Origin of the sequence: Bacillus sp. es.034 (assembly GCF_002563655.1) — a bacterium.
In the GTDB taxonomy this organism is placed as follows: domain Bacteria; phylum Bacillota; class Bacilli; order Bacillales; family Bacillaceae_B; genus Rossellomorea.
In genome coordinates, this window is sequence record NZ_PDIY01000001.1 from 4,360,376 (window position 1) to 4,381,052 (window position 20,677).

28 protein-coding genes and 1 pseudogene are annotated in these 20,677 nt (G+C 44.8%); 14 read left to right on the forward strand and 15 right to left on the reverse strand.

Going from position 1 to position 20,677, the window contains the following annotated elements; translation table 11 throughout:
• Positions 1-6: 6 nt before the first annotated feature.
• From ATG71_RS22325 to ATG71_RS22335, 3 genes are read right to left on the reverse strand one after another with little or no spacing between them, the layout of a single operon-like run.
• Complete coding sequence (locus ATG71_RS22325) at positions 7-603, reverse strand: hypothetical protein (RefSeq protein WP_098441555.1); 597 nt, start codon at positions 601-603, stop codon at positions 7-9.
• Positions 600-1,139, reverse strand: a complete 540-nt coding sequence (locus tag ATG71_RS22330) for a GrpB family protein (RefSeq protein ID WP_098441556.1) — start codon at positions 1,137-1,139, stop codon at positions 600-602. Before ATG71_RS22330 ends, ATG71_RS22325 begins: the two co-directional genes overlap by 4 nt.
• Positions 1,129-1,620 (reverse strand): GNAT family N-acetyltransferase, encoded by a 492-nt coding sequence (locus ATG71_RS22335; RefSeq protein ID WP_098441557.1) that lies wholly within the window; start codon positions 1,618-1,620, stop codon positions 1,129-1,131. The genes ATG71_RS22330 and ATG71_RS22335 overlap by 11 nt, the downstream gene beginning before the upstream one ends.
• Before the next feature lie 148 nt (positions 1,621-1,768).
• Here ATG71_RS22335 and ATG71_RS22340 point away from each other — a divergent pair, with 148 nt between their 5' ends.
• Together ATG71_RS22340 and ATG71_RS22345 are read left to right on the forward strand one after the other, a co-directional pair.
• Positions 1,769-2,281: a hypothetical protein gene (locus ATG71_RS22340; protein WP_142953511.1), complete on the forward strand. Its 513-nt coding sequence runs from the start codon at positions 1,769-1,771 to the stop codon at positions 2,279-2,281.
• 13 nt (positions 2,282-2,294) lie between these two features.
• Positions 2,295-2,765, forward strand: a complete 471-nt coding sequence (locus ATG71_RS22345; RefSeq protein ID WP_098441559.1) for a GNAT family N-acetyltransferase — start codon at positions 2,295-2,297, stop codon at positions 2,763-2,765.
• A gap of 39 nt (positions 2,766-2,804) precedes the next feature.
• On the opposite strand, the gene ATG71_RS22350 is transcribed toward ATG71_RS22345, so the two are convergent.
• Together ATG71_RS22350 and ATG71_RS22355 are read right to left on the reverse strand one after the other, a co-directional pair.
• Complete coding sequence (locus tag ATG71_RS22350) at positions 2,805-3,140, reverse strand: NIPSNAP family protein (RefSeq protein WP_098441950.1); 336 nt, start codon at positions 3,138-3,140, stop codon at positions 2,805-2,807.
• Between the two features lie 85 nt (positions 3,141-3,225).
• Positions 3,226-4,479, reverse strand: coding sequence for an MDR family MFS transporter (locus tag ATG71_RS22355; RefSeq protein ID WP_098441560.1), 1,254 nt, complete (start codon positions 4,477-4,479; stop codon positions 3,226-3,228).
• 99 nt (positions 4,480-4,578) lie between these two features.
• On the opposite strand from ATG71_RS22355, the gene ATG71_RS22360 reads away from it, so the two are divergent.
• Positions 4,579-6,231: an ABC transporter substrate-binding protein gene (locus ATG71_RS22360; protein ID WP_098441561.1), complete on the forward strand. Its 1,653-nt coding sequence runs from the start codon at positions 4,579-4,581 to the stop codon at positions 6,229-6,231.
• 101 nt (positions 6,232-6,332) lie between these two features.
• Positions 6,333-6,722, forward strand: coding sequence for a YkvA family protein (locus tag ATG71_RS22365; RefSeq protein WP_098441562.1), 390 nt, complete (start codon positions 6,333-6,335; stop codon positions 6,720-6,722).
• A 32-nt stretch (positions 6,723-6,754) separates the two neighbouring features.
• On the opposite strand, the gene ATG71_RS22370 is transcribed toward ATG71_RS22365, so the two are convergent.
• Complete coding sequence (locus ATG71_RS22370) at positions 6,755-7,429, reverse strand: hypothetical protein (RefSeq protein ID WP_098441563.1); 675 nt, start codon at positions 7,427-7,429, stop codon at positions 6,755-6,757.
• 115 nt (positions 7,430-7,544) lie between these two features.
• Here ATG71_RS22370 and ATG71_RS22375 point away from each other — a divergent pair, with 115 nt between their 5' ends.
• From ATG71_RS22375 to ATG71_RS22385, 3 genes and pseudogenes are all read left to right on the forward strand, one after another.
• Entirely contained in the window at positions 7,545-8,429 is an 885-nt protein-coding gene (locus ATG71_RS22375) for an ABC transporter permease subunit (RefSeq protein ID WP_098441564.1), read from the forward strand.
• Positions 8,422-9,435, forward strand: coding sequence for a hypothetical protein (locus ATG71_RS22380; RefSeq protein ID WP_098441565.1), 1,014 nt, complete (start codon positions 8,422-8,424; stop codon positions 9,433-9,435). Before ATG71_RS22375 ends, ATG71_RS22380 begins: the two co-directional genes overlap by 8 nt.
• A gap of 84 nt (positions 9,436-9,519) precedes the next feature.
• Positions 9,520-10,009 (forward strand): annotated as a pseudogene (locus ATG71_RS22385) (GyrI-like domain-containing protein); the annotation flags it as partial.
• Positions 10,010-10,085: 76 nt separating this feature from the next.
• Here the strand turns inward: ATG71_RS22385 and ATG71_RS22390 are convergent.
• Positions 10,086-10,505 (reverse strand): Lrp/AsnC family transcriptional regulator, encoded by a 420-nt coding sequence (locus ATG71_RS22390; RefSeq protein WP_098441566.1) that lies wholly within the window; start codon positions 10,503-10,505, stop codon positions 10,086-10,088.
• A gap of 146 nt (positions 10,506-10,651) precedes the next feature.
• Here ATG71_RS22390 and ATG71_RS22395 point away from each other — a divergent pair, with 146 nt between their 5' ends.
• Together ATG71_RS22395 and ATG71_RS22400 are read left to right on the forward strand one after the other, a co-directional pair.
• Positions 10,652-10,846 (forward strand): DUF1272 domain-containing protein, encoded by a 195-nt coding sequence (locus ATG71_RS22395; RefSeq protein WP_098441567.1) that lies wholly within the window; start codon positions 10,652-10,654, stop codon positions 10,844-10,846.
• Positions 10,843-11,379 (forward strand): cysteine hydrolase family protein, encoded by a 537-nt coding sequence (locus ATG71_RS22400; protein WP_098441568.1) that lies wholly within the window; start codon positions 10,843-10,845, stop codon positions 11,377-11,379. The genes ATG71_RS22395 and ATG71_RS22400 overlap by 4 nt, the downstream gene beginning before the upstream one ends.
• Positions 11,380-11,462: 83 nt before the next feature.
• On the opposite strand, the gene ATG71_RS22405 is transcribed toward ATG71_RS22400, so the two are convergent.
• Together ATG71_RS22405 and ATG71_RS22410 are read right to left on the reverse strand one after the other, a co-directional pair.
• On the reverse strand, positions 11,463-11,972 hold the full coding sequence (locus ATG71_RS22405) for a GNAT family N-acetyltransferase (protein ID WP_098441569.1): 510 nt from the start codon (positions 11,970-11,972) through the stop codon (positions 11,463-11,465).
• The gene (locus tag ATG71_RS22410) at positions 11,969-12,382 is read right to left on the reverse strand and encodes a hypothetical protein (RefSeq protein ID WP_098441570.1); all 414 of its coding nucleotides are present in this window, start codon (positions 12,380-12,382) and stop codon (positions 11,969-11,971) included. Before ATG71_RS22410 ends, ATG71_RS22405 begins: the two co-directional genes overlap by 4 nt.
• A 344-nt stretch (positions 12,383-12,726) precedes the next feature.
• Between ATG71_RS22410 and ATG71_RS22415 the strand changes: the two genes are divergently transcribed.
• Together ATG71_RS22415 and ATG71_RS22420 are read left to right on the forward strand one after the other, a co-directional pair.
• A complete protein-coding gene (locus ATG71_RS22415) occupies positions 12,727-13,350 on the forward strand; it encodes an HNH endonuclease family protein (RefSeq protein ID WP_098441571.1) in 624 nt (207 codons plus the stop codon).
• Between the two features lie 85 nt (positions 13,351-13,435).
• Positions 13,436-13,678, forward strand: a complete 243-nt coding sequence (locus tag ATG71_RS22420; RefSeq protein ID WP_098441572.1) for a hypothetical protein — start codon at positions 13,436-13,438, stop codon at positions 13,676-13,678.
• 73 nt (positions 13,679-13,751) lie between these two features.
• Here ATG71_RS22420 and ATG71_RS22425 read toward each other — a convergent pair whose 3' ends face one another.
• Both ATG71_RS22425 and ATG71_RS22430 read right to left on the reverse strand, forming a co-directional pair.
• A complete protein-coding gene (locus tag ATG71_RS22425) occupies positions 13,752-14,132 on the reverse strand; it encodes a VOC family protein (protein ID WP_098441573.1) in 381 nt (126 codons plus the stop codon).
• A 27-nt stretch (positions 14,133-14,159) separates the two neighbouring features.
• Positions 14,160-14,678: an SRPBCC domain-containing protein gene (locus tag ATG71_RS22430; protein WP_098441574.1), complete on the reverse strand. Its 519-nt coding sequence runs from the start codon at positions 14,676-14,678 to the stop codon at positions 14,160-14,162.
• A 688-nt stretch (positions 14,679-15,366) separates the two neighbouring features.
• Between ATG71_RS22430 and ATG71_RS22435 the strand changes: the two genes are divergently transcribed.
• Entirely contained in the window at positions 15,367-16,239 is an 873-nt protein-coding gene (locus ATG71_RS22435) for a tyrosine-type recombinase/integrase (protein WP_286162935.1), read from the forward strand.
• Positions 16,236-17,366 (forward strand): IS91 family transposase, encoded by a 1,131-nt coding sequence (locus ATG71_RS22440; protein WP_098438931.1) that lies wholly within the window; start codon positions 16,236-16,238, stop codon positions 17,364-17,366. Before ATG71_RS22435 ends, ATG71_RS22440 begins: the two co-directional genes overlap by 4 nt.
• A gap of 321 nt (positions 17,367-17,687) precedes the next feature.
• Here the strand turns inward: ATG71_RS22440 and ATG71_RS22445 are convergent, their stop codons facing one another.
• Positions 17,688-18,098, reverse strand: a complete 411-nt coding sequence (locus ATG71_RS22445; RefSeq protein ID WP_098441575.1) for a DUF4181 domain-containing protein — start codon at positions 18,096-18,098, stop codon at positions 17,688-17,690.
• 27 nt (positions 18,099-18,125) lie between these two features.
• Positions 18,126-18,530, reverse strand: coding sequence for a DUF4181 domain-containing protein (locus ATG71_RS22450; protein ID WP_098441576.1), 405 nt, complete (start codon positions 18,528-18,530; stop codon positions 18,126-18,128).
• A 194-nt stretch (positions 18,531-18,724) separates the two neighbouring features.
• Here ATG71_RS22450 and ATG71_RS22455 point away from each other — a divergent pair, with 194 nt between their 5' ends.
• On the forward strand, positions 18,725-19,087 hold the full coding sequence (locus tag ATG71_RS22455) for a VOC family protein (RefSeq protein ID WP_098441577.1): 363 nt from the start codon (positions 18,725-18,727) through the stop codon (positions 19,085-19,087).
• A 35-nt stretch (positions 19,088-19,122) separates the two neighbouring features.
• On the opposite strand, the gene ATG71_RS22460 is transcribed toward ATG71_RS22455, so the two are convergent.
• Positions 19,123-20,136 (reverse strand): HAAS signaling domain-containing protein, encoded by a 1,014-nt coding sequence (locus ATG71_RS22460; protein WP_098441578.1) that lies wholly within the window; start codon positions 20,134-20,136, stop codon positions 19,123-19,125.
• Complete coding sequence (locus ATG71_RS22465; protein WP_098441579.1) at positions 20,133-20,474, reverse strand: PadR family transcriptional regulator; 342 nt, start codon at positions 20,472-20,474, stop codon at positions 20,133-20,135. The genes ATG71_RS22460 and ATG71_RS22465 overlap by 4 nt, the downstream gene beginning before the upstream one ends.
• Between the last annotated feature and the right edge of the window lie 203 nt (positions 20,475-20,677).

A 20,677-nucleotide genomic window follows, 5' to 3' on the forward strand; every position in this document is an offset into this window, starting at 1 on the left:
ATCCTCCTATCCACTAATCTTCCCAATCAACCCAACAACCTCTTCCTCGTCCCCCGCATCAACCGACACCTTCTCCGTATCATCAACAATCCCTTGCGTATACTCTTCCATCGACTCCTCCATCTGTTCATTGCTCGGCCAGTGCGATGGCACATCGTATACATTGATCGTGCCGTCTCCGTTTCCGCTATACGTGACGGTTCCGTCTGCCATCGCTTTACCGGTTAACACGATGACGTCTTCCGGATACGCGACGCTCTTGTCATCATAAGGATTCAGCTGCTCTCCGGCTGAAATGTGTCGGACGTTCAGTTCCTCTACATCTCCATTCCCAATCACCTGAAGCCAGACGCGGGCGTATTCAATTTTTTCTGAAGGGTATGTAGAAAGAGGATCTTCCTTAGTATCCGATTGCTCTTGGGACGTTGCTTCTTCTAAATCTATTGTATCCACTTCTTCATTCGTTTCTTCTGATGCCCCCTCCCCACTTTCGCTTTCCTGGTCAGGCTGCGCCTGCTCCACCACCTGTTGCTTTCCACCACTGCAAGCCATCAAAAGGAATCCCATGGCGAGTATCATGATCATCAGTATCCGTTTCTTCATTTTTCTTCCCCCAATACTCTTTCTATAAATGCTGCTTTCCCGTCCGAATACGCTTCCCGGTCGTCAGGAAATTGGCTTGCCAGACTTTTTTTCAGTTCTGCGTATTCTTCCCTTAAAGAAGGATTTCCGTTCAACCGGTCCCTGAATATCCGCTGCTGTTCCCATCTCGGTTCCCCTTCCAGCATGAGATGTAAATGGGCGACACGCCTATCATTTTCTACCTTGATAAAAAACCTTCTCCACGGACGGTCATCAAGCTCCACCGGCACATAATGCCAACCATCCGCCGCAAGTTTTCCCGCGATCTCTTCCACTTCATCAAAGGATGGAATCCTCGCCATCACATCGATGATCGGTTTTGCCGGAAGGTCCCGGTTCGCCGTGCTCCCTACATGCTCGACTTCCTTGACACCAAAGGGACTCAAACGCTGCATGAGTTCCTTCACCTCAGCTCTTCCCGCCTCGATCCACTCCGGATTCGGAGGTACGACCTCGATTGATTCCACAGCCCATTTTGGCCAATGACTATTTTCCATAACCTGTCACTCCTTTCTCCAGTTCAATCTCATCTCGAATCGGAATCCCGTCATTCCCGAACATCGGAATCTCAGGCTTGATCCGTCTCGCTTTCTCCACGGCATCCCGGTGGATAGTCGATATCCTGAAGCCTCTCTTTTGGTAAAACTTCAATGCCAACAGATTGTCATTCGTCGTGATCAGTGTGATGCGTCTACACCCGTTTTGGGCAGCCACCTTTTCTACTGCTTCAAAAAGCAAGGTGCCGATCCCCTTTTTTTCTCCTAAACTATCAAGGGAAATAATCTCGCATTCGGCGTCTTTAAACACATATGTAATTAAACCCGTGATTCCGTTATCTTTATTCAAAACGGCAAAGCCGTCTAAAGAAGCACAATCATAAACTCCGCTTGAAATCACCATCTCTACACTTCCCCAATGCTGGTTAAAAAAATGGGTGATCTTCTTTCTCGATAATCTTTCCAGTGAAACGATGTTCATGAGTTCTCTCCCCTTTTTCAGGCGCTCTACTGGAAGATACCATAAATCCATTTGTAAAAAAAGGAAAAATAATGAACTTATATGATAAAATAAAATACAATTGGTGCCGCTTCATCTAATTTAAATTATGTAAGGAGCCAGGAGGATTTTGACAAAAATACGATTCGTTATTTTAATGATGACCGCCGTTTTACTGGCAGGCTGCAACGACAAAGACGTGAACCTGACCGATGGAGATAAACAGGTGACCCAGCAGATCGATGAGGCGATTTCTCACTATATTATCCAAAAGTACGCCACCTCCTACTACGGCACAGAAAAGCAGTTTGAAGTCCATAAAGTCTATGGGACGAGCGAAAAGAATGGGGTCCTGAGTGTCTACATGTGGTCGTATTACGGAGGATTCGACCAAGCCACCGGATCAGATGCCCAGTCCGGGCATTCACTTCCTGCCGTGATCCGCTTAAAACAAGATGGCGACACCTATTCGGTCATCAAATACACAGAATCACAAGACGGCAGTATGTACCAGTCTTCCCTGGAAAAAATGTTCCCGGCGAAATACGTCAAATCCGCTCAGCGGGACAGTGGGAATATCGGGGGACTAGAAAAAGAGATGGATAAAAAAGTGAAAGCATGGCTTGAGAATCCGGAATCCTAAGGGGGAAATGAGCATGGAACTGACCATAAGAAGAAGGACACAGGCAGATATCAACGAATTCATCACGTGGACGTATGACGGGGTCTATTCGTTTTATGATAACAATCTTCAAAAAGAAAAAATTGAAGGATTGAAAGAGAGCGTACATTTAGAAAGAGCCTTTTCAGTCGTTGACGAGAACGAGAATCTGATCGGAAACTGTGAGTTTTATGATGTGGAAGAAGACGGGGAAAACATCCTGGTCCTCGGCGTTCAGATGAATCCTTCCATGACAGGAAAGGGACACGGACAGACCTTTGTACAAGCAATCATCGATCAGGGACGTGAACGCTTGAAGTTCACCCATTTGGAATTGGCCGTTGCCGATTTTAATGAACGGGCGATCCGAACCTATGAGAAAGAGGGATTCAGGAAACGGGGTTCATTCGAAAATGAAATAAGGGGTGAAAACTATCAATTTAGTATTATGGCGAAGGATTTTTGAAGAAATAAGGGTCAGGCTTTAAGGCCCGACCCCATCTCCTCACGTAACAGTAGAATCGATAAAATCCTGATCGATCCTATAAAAATGTTCCTTCAGATTCTCTCTTCCACCCCATTTTCCGTACCAGTCCTGCACCCGTTTCACATGTGCCACATCCCCCCTAACATTCGCTTCGATCCTCTCATACTCTTCATAACTGTCATATTCCCATATCGCAAACACTTCCACTTCCCCATCGGCATGCTTCGTCATCCATCTTCCCACCAACCTGGATCCGTACTTCAGCTGCGTCGGTAACAACGTTTGATTAAAATGAACATTGAAATCGTCGATAATCCGTGGAGACACACGGTACATCTTTCTTCGGTAGATCATCATGATTCCTCTCCTTTATTGAGGGACGGACCTTCCAAACGTCCATTTGTGTGAAACGATTTTACGATTTAGAGGTCCGTCCCTCTTACTTCCCTCCACTTACACCCAGTACTTTTGCTTTGACCCAGCTCCCGCCGAATAGTCCCGTGTAAACGAGAACGGTTCCGAGCATGACGATGAAGCCGATATAGACGCTCATCATTGTCGGCATCAGGAAGGCACCGATGATGATGGTGGATCGTGCAACAAGGTCCGCTCCGCTGAAAGACAGGTTGGAGAAAGCAGAGTACGATCCCCGCTTGTCGCTCGGGATCATATTCGCCTGCTCTGCGTTACGGATCGGCGAGTAGATCAGTTCTCCCATTGTCGCGATCAGATTGAAGGCAATCAGGACGTACCACGTGTTGGCGGATGTGACCGTCACATAGCCGATGCCATACAGGAGCAGCCCGATCAAGAGGGCATTTTTCTTATTCAGTCGGTCCGTATAGCGGTTAATGATGAACGTCAGGCAGACGACGAGCAGCATGTTCTCGATGTTCAGGATACTGAGCATCCTCACCCCAACGATTTCGAAACTCCCGATGTTCACCGCCTTGAATGTTTCAGCAAGGCGGATCCCGATATAACTGTTCAGGGAAAATTCCGCTGCGAAGATGAAGGTGGACCCTGCCACCACTTTTACGAAAGCGGAATCCCTGAAGGCAATCCGGTAATTGTTGACGAGATCGACAAACACATTTTCATGTTTTTTCTGAAGCTGGTCCTTGAAATTGTCCTGAAGCCATATTCCATACGCGATGGGGATCGTCGTCGACGTAAAGGTCAGCATCATGAATAATTCTGTTTGATGGTTCAAATACAGCAGTCCCCCGAGGGCGGCCCCGATCGCCATGGACAGGTTGACGAGCCAGTAGTCGAGTGCATAGACGGCTTTCCGGTTCTCCGGTGTCGTCGAGTCGATGATGATTGCATGCATCGCCGGGCGTCCCAGGCTGCTTGTGATGATGAATCCGATATACGCACCTGCGAACATCAGGATCAGGTTATCTTCCGGAAAAAGACTCGCCGTCATGATGAAAAAGAACAGTGCGTTCAGCCAGGACGTCGTCAGCAAAACCTTTTTCCGGGGAAAGCGGTCCGAAATATATCCCCCGACGAGATTGACACAGAATCCGATCACAACGGTCCCGATCAGGAAGATTCCTGCCCAGATTTTATTCAGTTCCTGTGCAAAGAACAGCGCCATGAACGGCATGACGGCGGATGAGACGGCACGATTGAAGAATGACGTGATCATTCGTACTTTAATGTTTTGAGGTAATTCCTTCCAGTTCATGTTGTTCCCCCTCCTCTATTTACTGTATATTAAACTAGACGGAACTTTTTAAAAATAGACACTTTTCGAATTGATGTCCCCTTTTAGGAGGAAAAGCATATGGAGAACAAATTACTCACCCTTTGGAGGTATTATCCCTCCGGCAGCATCCGTGTGGAAGAAATCTCTGAAACCCTGCAATTGAGCCATAAACAGACCTCCCGCTATTTAAAAAAATGGGATGAAGAAGGCTGGATCGCGTTCACCCCGGGACGCGGACGGGGGAATGTCTCGACTTTGAAGTGGAAAAAACATGTCGAGGAAGAATTCGAAGAAGAAGTCGTGAAGCTCATGGAAGAGGAACCGATCGAACAGAGCAGCAAGTATCTTATGTACAACTGGTCCACCGACAGCAAGATGAGGCTGATGAATACCTTTCACAGCAAGCTCGGATTCGTGAAGGAGTCCAAGGACAAGCTGATCGTGCCGAAGCGATATCCCTTTTTCTCGATCCATCCACTGGAAGCAGCCGACGTCCTGAGCGCCCACCTCGTGGCGAACGTCTTCAACCGCCTTGTTTCCATCACAGAAAAAGGGGACATCCTGCCGGAACTCGCGCACAGCTGGGACGTGTCCTCTCATAAACTTCGACTCTATCTAAAAAAAGATGTCCGTTTTCACGACGGATCCATCCTGACGGCAAAAGATGTCGCCCATTGTCTCGAACAGCTCAGGACCTGCCCCCATTACCGGGAACTATGGGCACCTGTTGACATGATCGAGGCAAAAGCCCCCCTCATCATCGATATCCACCACCCGGGAGGCTGCACGTACATCCTCCCCATGCTCAGCATGATGTGCGCGAGCATCTATAAAGAATCCAAGGGACGGACCTTCGGGACAGGGTGCTTTTCCCTTGAGGAAAACACCGATTCCAAGACAACACTCGCTGCTTTTAAAGAGCACTTCCAGGAAAGGCCCCTCCTGGATGCCGTCGAATTTGTCCAGGTGCCGAAAGACTTCAAGGAAATCTATCACTCTCATCTAGAAGAAAGTCAGTCCTCTTCTGTCGAAGTCGAGAGCGACTCAGGATTCGGGATTGTCGTCATGAATGCAGTTCCCGGGCGAGATTCCCAGATTCAGAGAAAAGAAGTGCGGGATTATCTGCACTGGGTGATCGCAAATAACCGACACACCCTTCGTGACCTTGATCCCCGCATGACACCGAACGGGAAGAGCATTCTCGTCGGCCAGGATCAAGGCATGACGATCCCGGAAGCTGACCGTCCCCTGTTCACCGAACCCCTCGTGATCCGCTGTGCCAATCATACAGCGAAAACAACCGAGTGGCTTGTGGAGATCTTTGAAAAAGAAGGGATTCCCGTTGACGTGCAGTGGTTTTCCTTTGCAGACACGCTGACGAGGCATCCCGCGACCCTGCATGTGGATCTTTTCATACACGGGGAAATCTTTGAATCGAACCAGGATTTTTCGTTTTATCATTTTCTGAAAAACGGCTACTCTCCTCTCCATGGACTTTTTGAAAAGAAAAGCAAGTGGAAGCAGCTTCTGGACGAATACCGGCATACGCCATTTGAGGACTGGACATCGTTGAATATGAACTTGGAGAGCTTGCTGATAAAAGAGTCCATCATGATCCCGCTTTACTATGAAAAACGCTACATCCCTTTTTCCACCGACATCATGAATATCGAAATCAAGCATTTTGGATATGTGGACTTTGCAAAATTGTGGGTGCGGCCGGAGGTTTAAGAGGAAGCGGGGGGACGGTTCTTGTGCTTCCTTTTCATGATAATTGCACGAAATTTGTAAGGAATTCCCCGAATATGATACTGACTTAGGAGAGGTTGACCATGAATACCTTAACGAAACTAAAGAGTTTTGCAAAGAAATTGAAGCAGGATTTAATAGTTCTTTACCTATCTTATAAAGATCCAAGAACTCCTATGTACGCTAAAGTTCTAGCCATGTGCGTCGTAGCCTATGCTTTCAGTCCAATCGATTTAATCCCGGATTTCATTCCAATTATCGGGTACCTCGATGATTTGATTCTTGTCCCTTTCGGCATCTTCCTGGCTTTAAGAGTTATTCCGTCCGATGTACTGGAGGAGAAACGGGAAATGGCAATAAACATGAAGAAGAAAGATCATCCAAAGAACTGGTTTGTGGGAGTCATCTTCATCCTGATTTGGATCCTTCTTGCTGTATGGGCGGGCAAGCTGCTAGTGGGTCTCTTTTCTTGAGAGGGAAGCACGGGAGCCGCCCCCCGCTTCCCTCACTCAAACTCCAACGTCACGCCGTCCCCATTCTTTTCATCGGCCTTCATAATGTTGACGGTTTGGATGTATCCCATTACCGGATCATCCCCATGTACCATGGAGGCATCAGGATCGGCTTCCTTTATCACCTGGAGTCCGGCAAGTTCATCCAGACTGCCCGCTTGTTCGATCAATTGCTGCTTGATCTTTTCCTCTTGTCCTTCGGGCTCAAAGGTTAATTCAAATCGGTAGCGGGTCGATAAATCAGGTCTGTAGTATGTCTTCTCCCTGATCGATCCGTCTTCTTCAACCGAAGTCCCGATCCCCACCGTGTTCGCAGGCACTTCATTCAGAGTCCCAGCGGTTTTTTCCTTAATTTCTTCCGCCGTTGCATTTCCCTTATATGGAATTAAATTAATCTTTAAATATGTATCAGGCGGAAGATCCGTTTCCCCTGATAACACCATATTCTCCCCATTCAATGTAAGAGTCGCATCTATTTTGAACGCTGGTTCCTCAGGCTCCTCCTCCGCGACTTCCTCCTGCTCCTGCACGTCCGCCTTTTGCCGGTACTCTTTTTGGACTTCCTTTTGTTCTACATCCTGGGAGAATGGATTAAATACCACCCGGCAGGCTGTGAGAAACAAACAAGAGGCAGTGAGTAAAACAAATACAATTATTTTTCGACACATTTACATATCACCTTCGACATTATTTTCTGAATTGTGTTTACTAATGCATGTTGTTATTGTAGCATGTATATTGTAAAAATTGTAATTTTTCCTAAAGTTAGGCAGGGGATTTTTGATGAATAAAGCATTGCGTACACCCTTTCATTTTGTCATTGTATTCATTGGTTTGTTTCTACTGAGCGGCATCAGCGCTCTACTGGATTATGATACAGAGCTTGTCATCAATGTGGGGGCATTTGGCCTCAGATTATGGCAGACGATACTGGAACTCGCCTCACCTTCTTCCATCATGGTTCTGTGGGGAGCAGAGAATAAACAATACGGAATGTTCGACATTTTTCTCACTACCTATCCGTATTCGTTCACCATTTTGTTCATTTCATTTATCGTTGCCATCCTGATTTCGGTTATCGTCAGTTACTCTATGATGCTTATGCCGAGAAAGCTTTTCCGGGCTTCAGAAAAAGTGGTCAACATCCTCGACGGAATTCCCGATGTCTTCCTTGTCGTGTTGTTCCAGCTGTTCATCATCTGGCTCTTCAAAAAAACGGACGTCCTCTTATTCGACATCTATACCACCGGGGGAGAAAAGATCTATACGCTGCCCGTCATTTGCCTTTCGTTCCTTCCCGTGGTGTTTTTAGTAAAACAATTCTTATTCCAGCTGAAGGAAGAAGAAAATAAACCTTATGTAGAATTTTCCTATTCCAAAGGGTTCAAAAAGAGCTATACGATCTGGTTTCATGTATTCCGGAATGTGTGGATTCACTTCTTCCTGCATTTGAAGCCGATCTTTCTGCTCATGCTTTCGAATCTTCTTGTCATTGAGATTTTATTTAATATCAAAGGCTTCATGACGGTCCTGCTCGAAACGGCCACCTCGTCATCGCCTGCCTTTTTCATTGGAATGCTTCTCATCTTCGTCCCATTCTATATCGTGTTTACGATCGGTTCCTTCCTGTTGAAAAAATGGCTGAAAGGGGGAGAATATCATGTCTAGATCGCTCATCAAACGACTGGCTTTCCCCGTGTTGATCATTGTGGGTCTGCTTGTGGCAAGCTTCCTGATTCCCGTCCTCTATCCTGATTATGAGGAAATCACCCAATATTTATCGGATGAAAATAATAAGGTAATAGCCGCACCGCCTTTCACGCCTGAAGAAATGCCGCTCCTCGGCAGTGATCGATTGGGCAGGAACTTCCTGTTGCTCCTGATAGCCGGTGCGAAATTCACGATTTTCGCAGCTCTTGTCATTGCTACCCTAAGAATGATCTTTGGATTTGGATTCGCCCTGCTTTATACCTTTCTGCCGGGTTCATTCACACGTCCATTGAAAGGGCTGGGAGAAGCGTTTCAGTACCTTCCCCTTGCGATTGTCGTGTTCGGACTATTGGCACCAATAGAGGGGGCTTTCCAGGGAGGGGCACTTCCCTCAGGACGCTACTTCTTCATCCAGCTTGCGGGGATTGCGGCCATCACGATCCCGTCTCTCGGAATCTATCTGGGAGAGGAAATGAAGCTCTTTATGAAGCAGGAATTCGTCGATGTTTCGAAGACTATGGGAGCGAGCCGGTTTCATCTCATACGAAAACATCTCCTGCCCCAATTTCTGCGTCATTCAATCGTGTTATTTTCCGAGCAGGTATCCCAAGCCCTATCCCTGCTCATTCAGCTCGGCATCATCTTAATGGCCCTTGGCGGAATGAAGGTGGCGGAGTTCGCCATCGGTCCCTTTGAACCAAGCAACCCGGTCTACTTTTCGGAGACAAACGAATGGGCTGCCACCATCAGCATGAACATCCAGCAAGTATTCACGAATCCCTTGCTGGTTGTCGTACCATTAATCCTATTCTCCATCCTGATCCTGAGCATCAATTCCATCAGCTCCACGTTAAAGAAGGCGTTGATTGATAGTGATTTGCCAGTAAAACAAATGGGGAAAGAAGAGAAGAAATCAACCGAACGAACAGTTCGTTCTGAGGAATTGTTTACGTTTAAGGGGTGAAGCATGGGGACGGTTCCCGTGCTTCTTTCTTTAGTGAAGAGGCTGTAGGACTCCATTCTGTGTGCTTTACGGTGGAGTGCCTAAATATCTATTCTATTTTTAATAAAGGGGGACATGAAAATGGAGTACCCAATCGAGCATTTGGATTTTGAAATGCGATTGGCAGGGAAAGGAAAGCCCGTCAACACCAACAGAGCCTTTAAGATCATACCAACCCTTTGGAGCAAAGCGAAGAAAGAAGGCTTCATGCAGGAATTAATCGATATGTCGTGGGAAAATCCGAAGTGCTCATTGGAAGGCATATTAGGGGTATGTGGAAAAGAAGCGGATCATGGATGAAGAATTTACGTATTTCATGGGGGTACGATATGACGGAGAGCCTCGTGAAGGAATGGAAACCCTCATCATTCCGCCTAGTACTTGGGCTGTTTTCCCCAATGTTGGTCAGGCATGGAAACGGTTATATTCTGAATGGATTCCCACATCAGGGTATGAACTGGCAAATTTACCTTGTATTGAATGTTATTATGGACCGGGGCATAAACCTCGGCATGAATTGTGGGTTCCAATTATTACTCCAAAACTTAATGAAAAATGGGCTTGCCCATTGAAAAGCAATGGCCAAAAATCCAGCCATTGCCTTTTCATGTTCAGATAATCTTCCCGCTAACCGATGAAGAAAGATTCATCATCGTATACGGTTCTCCATACTCCATGGATGCATCAATAAATGCTTCCAACAATGAATTATCTTCGGTGACCACCTTCACCAGATAACTGTATTCCCCAGTAAGCCTGTGACATTCCACAACGTGTGGATGTTCTTGGCAAAAGGCCCTGAAGGCTTTACACCGATGGGTTTTCATCAATACAAATGCTTTAACCGGTTTGTTCACCTTTTCCGGATTAATGATGGCTTTGTACCCCTCTATGACCCCCTGCTCCTCAAGCTTCCTTACCCTCTCTGTGACGGCTGGTACTGAAAGAGAGATTTCCTTTCCCAATTCAGTCATCGAGATCCTGCCGTTCACTTGCAATACGTCCAATAAATGCCGGTTTATGTTATCCACAATTCTCCACCTTCAAATTTAATGTAAACACCAATCATTTCCTTAATGTTTTAAGAATAACAGTAAAAACACCTAAGAAATAGCCTGTAATCAGGTTCTTTTTTTCAATAAAATAATAGTAATTCAATGAGAAAAGGGGTTTGGTTATGGGATTAGAAATGAAGTTAATATGCGAAAAATGTGGAGAAGTTGGGCTTGAGGAGGCGTATATTTGTGTTCATGAATGTACGTTTTGTTCCTCATGTACAGACGAAATGGCCAACATTTGCCCAAATTGTCATGGAGAACTGGTCAGACGGCCAAAACAGGCTGCTTCCTGTCCAGTAGGAGGGCAGTTATGAAACGTGCACTGCTCATCATAGATGTACAAAAGACGTTTACTCATCCTCAATGGGGGAAGAGAAATAACCCGAATGCAGAGGAAAACATCAAACAATTATTAGATGAATGTCGAAAAAAAGGGGAAGAAATCATCTTTATTAAATATGTTTCAAAGAATCCTCTCTCCGGGTTTCACCCAAACCATGAAGGATCAGCGATCAAAGGCATCGTAAAACCTCTCGAAACAGAAATGATTATCACAAAAGAGGTGAACAGCGCTTTTATCGGCACCTCACTTGAGAACCATTTACATGAAAGAGGCATCAAAGAAGTGGTGATTACAGGCTTAACGACTCCCCACTGTGTCTCCACTACCACCAGGATGAGCGGGAATCTAGGATTCACGACGTATCTTATAGAGGATGCAACCGCTGCATTCGGTATCCACTATAAAGGGACATTCATAGATGCCGGTACCGTCCATACCGCTTCTCTTGCTACCTTGCATAATGAATTTGCCACTGTGATGACGACTAAGGAATATCTTCGATGATTGTAAATTGGTAGAAGCACGGGGACGGTTCCCGTGCTTCTTTTTTGGGTTGAGGAAGCAGCAGAACCGTACCCATGCTTCTCTCAAATGAAACGAAAATACCTTAATGATCGATAGTCCTCGCCGTCCTTATTTCCATAGCCATCTTGCTCACCCTCAAACACAAACCCTCTCGCTTCGTAAAAAGGAATCCCTTTCTGATTTCCTTGTTGCACAGACACCCACTGCTTTTCCGCATGAAATTCTTCCTTCTGCTGCCGGGTAATGGCATCCAGTAATCGGGTGCCGATTCCTTCATTGCGCCTAGAGGGGTCGAGGTATAAGACATACAGTTCTGCCTCAGTCTCATTCATCATCCCTCCTCCACCAGCACCAAGGACCTCATCGTTTTCAATCGCGACAAAATAGCCTCCCCAATTCCGGTCCGATGTGGTCACTTCTTTCAGGATCCGCTCTTCGTTATAAAACTCTTCTATCACTCTTTCAATATATTCTTTCGCATATATATCACGGTATGTTGCCCAATTTCCATCGGAACAGACTTTTCTTATCCCTTTAACATGATCCTCGTTTGCTTTCAGAATATGTATCATGATCCATCCTCCATGTTCTGGTTCACTAATAGCTGAACGATTGTATCCGTTTGTTTCTGATTGATTTTATAATAATGTTCACTACGATCACTCGAAATCAACGTTTCATTTGTATCGAAGCCTTCGTGAAGGTATAAAATTTCATCCGTCTCTTTATATTCCAATTGAAGTTTGTATGTAGGCTCTACGGCCAGTTTATAATGCACATTGGTTATTTTATCCGATCGATTAAGCATTCCCGTGATGGTTGAGATGACTTCTTGGTCGGTAACCTTTTCAGCATCTTCAAATGTACTATCGTATTCTTGTATGGTCATGCTTTTCACGCCGGAAAAACCGTTGTATAACACGGAATAGCTTATCCATCCAAATACAATGACAAAAAGGACAGTTAGGATGATTTTTTTCATTGTTCCCCCTCCCTTTATCCAATTATTTCAAACTCCTTCTGTCATATCCACACATTTCTCCTTGTAGTCATTACGTCACACAAATCGCTCACTCCCGATGACAGTCTGATTCTGAAGGAACAGGCATAAAGTTTCATCTTTCTAAATAGCCCCTGATTTACAAAATATTAACTTGTTAGAAGAGCTTTCCATCCCCTATCATTTTAGGTAGAAGCGAACACAACTGATGCCAAATCCTCAATAAGAATCCTTTCTCACTGCCTGACTACGTTGTTTAACTATTAACATGCTATTCCATTAAGAATGACATGTTGATATAAAAAATACATACAGGAGGCATCCCCATGCTAAAGAAATCATTGATGTTTGTCGTTGCCCTGCTTCTCTCGTTCGCTTTATTCCTGCCGTCTGCACTCGCATTCCCACCCGGCACCCCGTCCAAGTCCACGGCCCAATCACAGTTGAACGCGTTGACAGTAAAGTCGGAAAGCTCCATGACCGGATACTCCCGTGATAAGTTCCCCCACTGGATCGGCCAGGGGAACGGATGTGACACAAGACAGCTCGTCCTGCAGCGTGACGCTGACAGCTACAGTGGCAGCTGCCCGGTGACATCCGGATCATGGTACAGTTATTACGACGGAGTCACATTTACGGATCCATCCGATCTTGACATCGATCACGTCGTCCCCCTTGCAGAGGCATGGCGCTCCGGAGCCAGCAGCTGGACGACAGCTAAGCGCGAAGACTTCGCCAACGACCTGAGCGGTCCACAGCTGATTGCCGTCAGCGCAAGCTCAAACCGCTCCAAAGGAGATCAGGATCCATCCACTTGGCAGCCACCGCGTTCCGGCGCAGCCTGCGGTTACTCCAAATGGTGGATCAGCACGAAATACAAATGGGGCTTAAGCCTGCAATCTTCAGAAAAAACCGCCCTTCAAGGTATGCTAAACAGCTGTATTTACTGATGTAGAGGGGAGCACGGGGACGGTTCTCGTGCTCCCTTTTCATTCAACATTGATTATATCTACACATCGAAAGGGAGGAATGCATATGGAAAAGAAATCAACGGTTTTCACGGCAACACACGGGGTCATTACGTCTGAAGTAGGCGTGATCAGTGGAGAACTTGAGCTGGTGACGACATGTGATGAAGATGGTGTGCTAAAACTAGCTATCACCTATGTAGGGGCCGAGGAATGGTATTCGCTGCCCGGTGAGGAGTACCGCTTGCATGACGTCCGGGATCATGAGATTGTGCATAAAATGCTTGCTGCTGTGTTGGAGCGACCTTAAGAATGAAGCACGGGGACGGTTCCCGTGCTTCTTTTTTCGATTAAGAAGAAGCAGTAGAACCGTCCCCCTGCTTCTACTTCCTCTCCATCACCGCAAAATAATTTTCTTCATGATCGGCAAAGTTAAATACTCTGCCCCCAGGCATATCGACGATTTCCCCTACCTTGACCTTTTTATTGGATAGACTGGAATATAGTTCATCAAATCGATCGGTGAAAAACATTAAAGAAGGCGTACCCAGATTTACACCAGGTGACATCTTGGCCACGAATTCTTTGTTGTGAAGGATGATGCTTGTTTCAGCATCCTTCATTGGGGACACTTCAATCCATCTCATTCCCTGACCGTTATCTTCCTCAGCCTTCACTGTAAACCCTACTGTTTCCGTCCAAAAATGGACTGCCTCATCTTGGTTATTGACGTATAACATGATTTGACCGACTTTCGTGATCATGAATTCTCCACTCCTCAACATCATGTATTAATTTAGCTTTTGCAGGGCTTCTTCCAGCCGATCCCACGTTTCCGTGATACCCTGTTCCATTCCCATATCCAGGACGGTCTTGAGGGCTTCTGCCGAAGAGTATACAGAACGATTGACCAGCTTCGTCTTACCGTCCATTTCAATAAACTCCACCGTCACTTCCGTTTCCGGCATGTCTTCGTTTGTCTGACCTTCCGCATCCGAGAACACATCGACATAGACGATTCTCTCCGGTTCGATGATTTCTTTATACATCCCTTTTCCCCAGGACTCCATCCCGTAGAATTGTCCCTGACCACGGTCCGCGCACTTCATGCAGTAATGCCACACTCCGCCCGGCCGGAAATCCATATGGCACACAGGAAGCTCCCAGCCTCTTGGTCCCCACCAATTTTGAAGATGCTCGGGCTCTTTGAACATACTGAATACCAGGTCACGCGGTGCATCGAAGATCCTCTCCAGCACAAGTACCCGGTCATCCTCCACTCTTGAAAGCATTTGATTGCTGTTAGACATGTCGTTTCCTCCCCAGGTTCTAAATGAGATGAAAATACGTATGTAATGACATGATGGCCTTTATGCAAAAAAAGCAGCTCTTTGTACTATTCTTCAGAAAAACCTTAATTCCTTCTGAAGAAGCAAAGGGACGGTTCTCGTGCTTCCTTTTCAGTTAAAAAGAAGCAACAGAACCGTCCCCATACTTTTCCCACATTCATGTCCTCGTGAAAATGAAGCATATTATGCATAGGAGGTGATATGGTGGCCGATAAAAAAAGAACACCCAAAGAAGACAGCCCATCCGAAAAGAAACACGATCGACACAACGAAAACGCCAGAGCGGCAGCCTCTCTACAACCGGAAGCCCCAAGGATCAGTACAGATAATCTTTAAGGAAGCAAAGGGACGGTTCTCGTGCTTCCTTTTCGGTTAGAAAAGAAGCAGCAGAAGAACGAAATCGCTATCGCGATGGCTTAAAAGATTCCTTCCAACTAAAAAAAGGCAAAAAAAATGAAAAAGTATGTTCTTTTGTGGTATTGTTTAATCGCCAAACCAAACAATCCTTAGAAAGAAAATACTTTTTCATATGCCTATTATATCATCGAATTCCTCATATTTGTATACCCTTATTCTTATTACCAGAAATCGCCCACCTCCATAGAGTAGATGAATGTCCATTTATCTATTATTCTAGGAGGCTATTTACGTGGATTATCAGCAGAAAATTGAACTTTACTTCGAACTTAAAGGAACACCGGAATCCTCGAGGGAGTCCTATAGGCGGAGAATGAAGGCGTTTGTTTCGTTTATGGAAAAGCAAAATAAAAAAATCTCTGACACAACAGAAGAGGATATTCAACAATACATCCTTTTTCTGAAACAAGTGAAAGGACTCACCCCGGGGACGATTAACAACTACATTTCTTCGATTAAATTCTTCTACACTTACGTGTTAGAAAAGGAATGGAACCCAAACAAACTTCCCAGGATGAAAAGAATCAAAAAGTTCCCTGTCGTTCCACCTAGGGAAGATGTCCTTAGACTTATCAACTCCTGTCGAAACATTAAGCATAAGGCCATTTTCTATTTAATCTATAGTAGTGGGCTTCGCGTAAGCGAAGTCGCCCAACTGAAGATCAAGGATATATGTAGTAAATCCATGAGTATCCGGGTTGACGATGCCAAGCATAATACGAACCGATATACCATCCTATCAGAATCAGCACTTATCGTGCTTCGAGAGTATTTCAAAGCTTCTTTCAAAGGGAGACCCTTCAAACCGGACGATTGGTTATTCCCTAGTAGTAAAAATTCCTCGGGACACATTCATATTAAAACAATTAAAAACACCATCATTAAACAGCGGGATAAGATAGAGTTGGACACTACTATTTCGTCTCATACGTTAAGACACTGTTTTTCGACTCATTCTTTGGAAGATGGGGTTGACCCTGTATACATTCAACAGATGCTTGGTCATAAAAACCTTAATACGACACTTGCTTATTTACACATGACCTCAAAAAGTTTGATGGGCGTTAAAAGTCCTTTAGATAATCTGGGAAAAGACCAACGATGAGTACGGTTCAAGAACTGTTTCATACCTTCTATCCGACTTACAAAGAAACATATAAACTCTCTATGGAACAAGCAAAGGCAGCCACAAACATGATGAACTGCCGGACCGCCGCCATGGGTGGACATTCTTACGAATGTGAGTCCTGTAGTCATTCCTTAGTACGGTATAATTCCTGCCGAAATCGGCATTGTACCCTATGCCAGGGAGTAAATAAGGATATTTGGGTCGATCAACGAAAAAAAGATATTCTCGATGCCCCTTATTTTCATGTCGTGTTTACGATGCCGGAACAGCTACATATGTTGATCTACCATAATCAGAAACTCCTTTATGATTTAATGTACAAAGCTGTCGCCGAAACGCTAACCGAACTGGCAGGTGATAAAAAGTACTTGGGAGCACAGATTGGGTTTTTCTCTGTTTTACACACCTGGGGGCAAAACCTTCATTATCACCCTCACATCCATACCGTTGTATTGGCCGGTGGACTAAATGATCGAAATCAGTGGCGCCGTTCAAGTGAGAAATTCTTTATTCCAGTGAAGGTACTGTCTAAAAAGTTTCGGGGAAAGTATCTCTATTACCTGAAACAATACTATCAACAGAAACAATTGAGATTCTTTAACGAGTCCAAGAAGTATCAAGATGCGAAGTCTTTTCAAGCATTGATCGATGAGTGTTACCAAAAAGATTGGTATAGCTATATGAAAAGGACCTTCTCAGGACCTATCGCCGTCATGGAGTACCTTGGTCGTTACACTCATCGAATTGCCATTTCTAATAATCGTATTGTCTCAGCCAACGATCAATCGGTCACGATTCAAGTGAAGGATTATAAACGTAACAATCAAAAAAAGACCGTAACCCTGAAGGGTGTAGAATTTCTCCGTCGCTTTCTCATGCATATTCTACCGAAGGGATTTGTGAAGATTAGACACTATGGCCTCTTGGCTAACCGGAATAAAAAGACCAAGCTGAAACTCTGTCGAAAGCTAACGAAGAGCCCTACGTATAAACCATTATTTGAAGGATTAAGCAAGATTGAAATTCTTTCTATTCTTATCAAAAAGGATGTTTCCCTCTGTCCTTCCTGTAAAAAAGCACATTTAACAGAGGCTATACCATGATTGTAAACAACCGAATATCTTCTTTGAAAAGCCTCTTAAGTGGGGAGGGGGAACCTATACTCTTCACAGTCCCGGAAGGGATTTAGTTTACTCTTTCCCCGGAAAAACATCAAAAAACAGGAAGATTTCGTTACCGATCAGCCGATTGAAATTCCATAGCTGGGGACCGCGACTTCCTTCTTCCTGGCAATCAAAAATTTTGCGTGCGTTCTTATTACAAATATAAAGTGAAAAGATCCAACTAGATTATTACCCTAGTTGGATCTTTTTGCGCGCAAAACTTCCGATTGACCCCTTTAAGAACCGTCCCCATGCTTTTGTTTAGAAAACCAATTCAATTCCCACTGTTAATAACAAGAGTAATAGACCATAACCGAAACTCGTTTCCAATACTGTATAGGTACATTCACGTTTATTCTCAACATACTTCCATTCCATGTAGGCTTTCAAGAATGAACCGCTGATGAGAAGGAGCAGCATGTAAGAGTAAGGATTTTGATACCAGTGCTTATAATCAAAAATAACATCTATAATGACACATGAGAACAAGGCGCTCAACATGATTTTCCTGTGTATTGTATCCGCTTTTTCATGGTGTTCATTGATAGTATCATGGGAAAATATTTTCCGTTTGCTCACACCGAGCCAGCTGCTTATCCCTCGGTGGAATGTGTACATCAGTAAAAGGTAGAACATTATGATGAGAATGATTTTTAAGAAAAAGAGTCCCATCCTCCCCCTCCTTTCCGAAGAAAATTTTTAGAAGGAACCCAGCACCCCCATCTGCAACACAACCACTACGGCTGTCATCACCAGGAACCATTCTGTTACCGTTAAGATCGCCTGCTTCGGAACTTCACTATATCTATACTCAAAGAATGCTTTCACACCATAGTCCAGCATGGAGGTAAAAATCAACCCCACTATCAACAAGTAATTAAAGGCCTCATTGTTAATCTGCACCAAAATGAGTATAGCTAAGGTGAGCCCGGTCAAACGCCTCACCCATTTATCCACTTTACGATGCAACTCATTAATATAATTATTAGAAAAGAACTCCTTCTTTACTTTCTCGATCTTCAACGTTTTTCGCAAGATGAATTTAATAAGTGAGATAAGAGCAAACACGATCACCGCAATCAAGACAAATTTCAACCAAAACATTCGGCACCCCCTGTTCATCTATTTGACGATTTTCAAATCATGAAGGTTTCAATGACCTCCTTTTCACTTCAGAATATATATCCATAATAAGTAAATCTTATCATACATAATAAAGGAATCGTCATTTACTTATTAACATGGGAGAGATAGGATGGGATTAAGGTTACGTTCCACTCACATTAGGGGGAGATACTATGATTCTAGGTTTACACCACGTCCAGATTACGATTCCAAAAGGTTCTGAAAAAGAAGGAAAAGACTTCTATTGTAGCCTTCTTGGCTTACCTGAAATTGAAAAACCCGACTCACTTAAAGGTCGGGGAGGGTTTTGGTTAAAAGTCGGTGACAGAGACGTTCACGTCGGCACGGAAGATGGAGTTGACCGTTCCAACACGAAAGCGCACTTAGCTTATCAGGTTGATGATATCCCAACTTGGAGAAAAGTATTAGAGAAAAATAACATTCAAACCCTTGAAGGAATACCGATTCCCGGATTCGACCGTTTCGAGTTCAGGGACCCTTTCGGGAATCGGGTGGAAATGATTCAAGCGGTTTAGAAGCGCGGGGACGGTTCTCGTGCTACTTTTTCAAATCAAATGGAAGCAGCAGAACCGTCCCCATTCTTCCATGCCTTTTTAAACCCATCATAGCTGTTGATTACGGCTGCGATGAGTAACGCAACGAATATGGTCAGGTAGAGCCACTGGAAGTTTAAGGAGCCGTTGAATAGTTCTTGGATTCGATCGATGAATCCGGGATTCAGCAAATCCATGTTTCTGAACATGAACATAAAGGCCAGAACCGGAATGAACTGATAGACTGCATTCACGATCGCAAGCTTCTTGGTCCAGACCCCCGCTTTCCATTTTTTAAGAAGCAGGTGAAGTTCTAAGGCGATCAGGAACACGACCAACGGCCAATATCCTATGAGTACATCCCCGTTGAAAAAAGGAGTGAATATTCTTCCGCTGTCAGTATTTTCATACATACCGACGATACTTGAGGCTTTAAAGTAACAGGTTGCCCAGATTATGGTCCAAACCAAACCTCCGAAAATCTCAAACTTGGAAATTCGCTTTTCTTTCGGGATATACGAAATGTCTTTCAAGTCATGGGGCGTCCACTCTTTCCCTTTCATGGTGATGGGAAGCTGACTCTCCGTTGAAACGGTCCGCTCGATGACGGCAAAGGTAAGGGTCAGCCAAAAGAAGACCTGCATGGCTGTTCCGATGGCCTCGCCCACCCCATTTCCAACAATCGACAAGAAGACTTCGATGGGATTTGATTCCCCTGAATAGCTCAAAACAGATGAAACGGCCAACACAATGAATGTAATCGCTACAGAAATCGGAAGAATGATTTTCAAGAGCGTCATATACAGATCATAATATCTTGGCCCGATCAAATGCATCGGCCGGTCTTGATAATTCGAGGCAAGCACAGCAGGATTCCCGAGTGAATTCAGTACCTCTCTTACATCATCCTCTGTATAATCCTCAGGCAACATATCTTCAATCGTCGATTTCAATTCCAAGGCAATATCATCCCGGTTCTTTTCCGGAAGCCTTCTCATCACTTCTTGAATGTAGAGTTCAACAAGCTTCATCCTTCCTCGTCCCCCTTTAATAAAATGGCCAATTCCCCTGACATCTTTTCCCATTCGGTCTTTAACTGTCCTAAGATCTCAGTGCCGTATTCGCTCAGCACATAATATCTCCTCGGCCTGCTTTCTGTCCGGTCCCAGCTGCTTGTGACCAGTTCCTGTTTCTCCAACCGGCGCAGCAGTGGATAGAGTGTACTCTGCTCCATCGAAATTCCGCTTTTCTCCAATAATTGGACAAGTGAATATCCATACTGTGGTGTCCGCAATTGACTCAATACGGCCAGGGTCAAAGTCCCCCTCCGCAGCTCCGTCGTCAACGATGTAAGCAGTGACTTATCCATAGGTTCACCTCTTTTGAAAATACTGTGTGTCGTACACTATACGCTTTATACTATGTATCATACACTATGGACGTGCAGAAAAGAAAGACATTTTTTTGAAGCACGGGGACGGTTCTCGTGCTTCTTTTTCTGTTAGAAAAGAAGCAGCATACCCCTCCGTCATTCATTCCCACTATTTCCCGTCCCCCTTTTTGTTTTGTTTG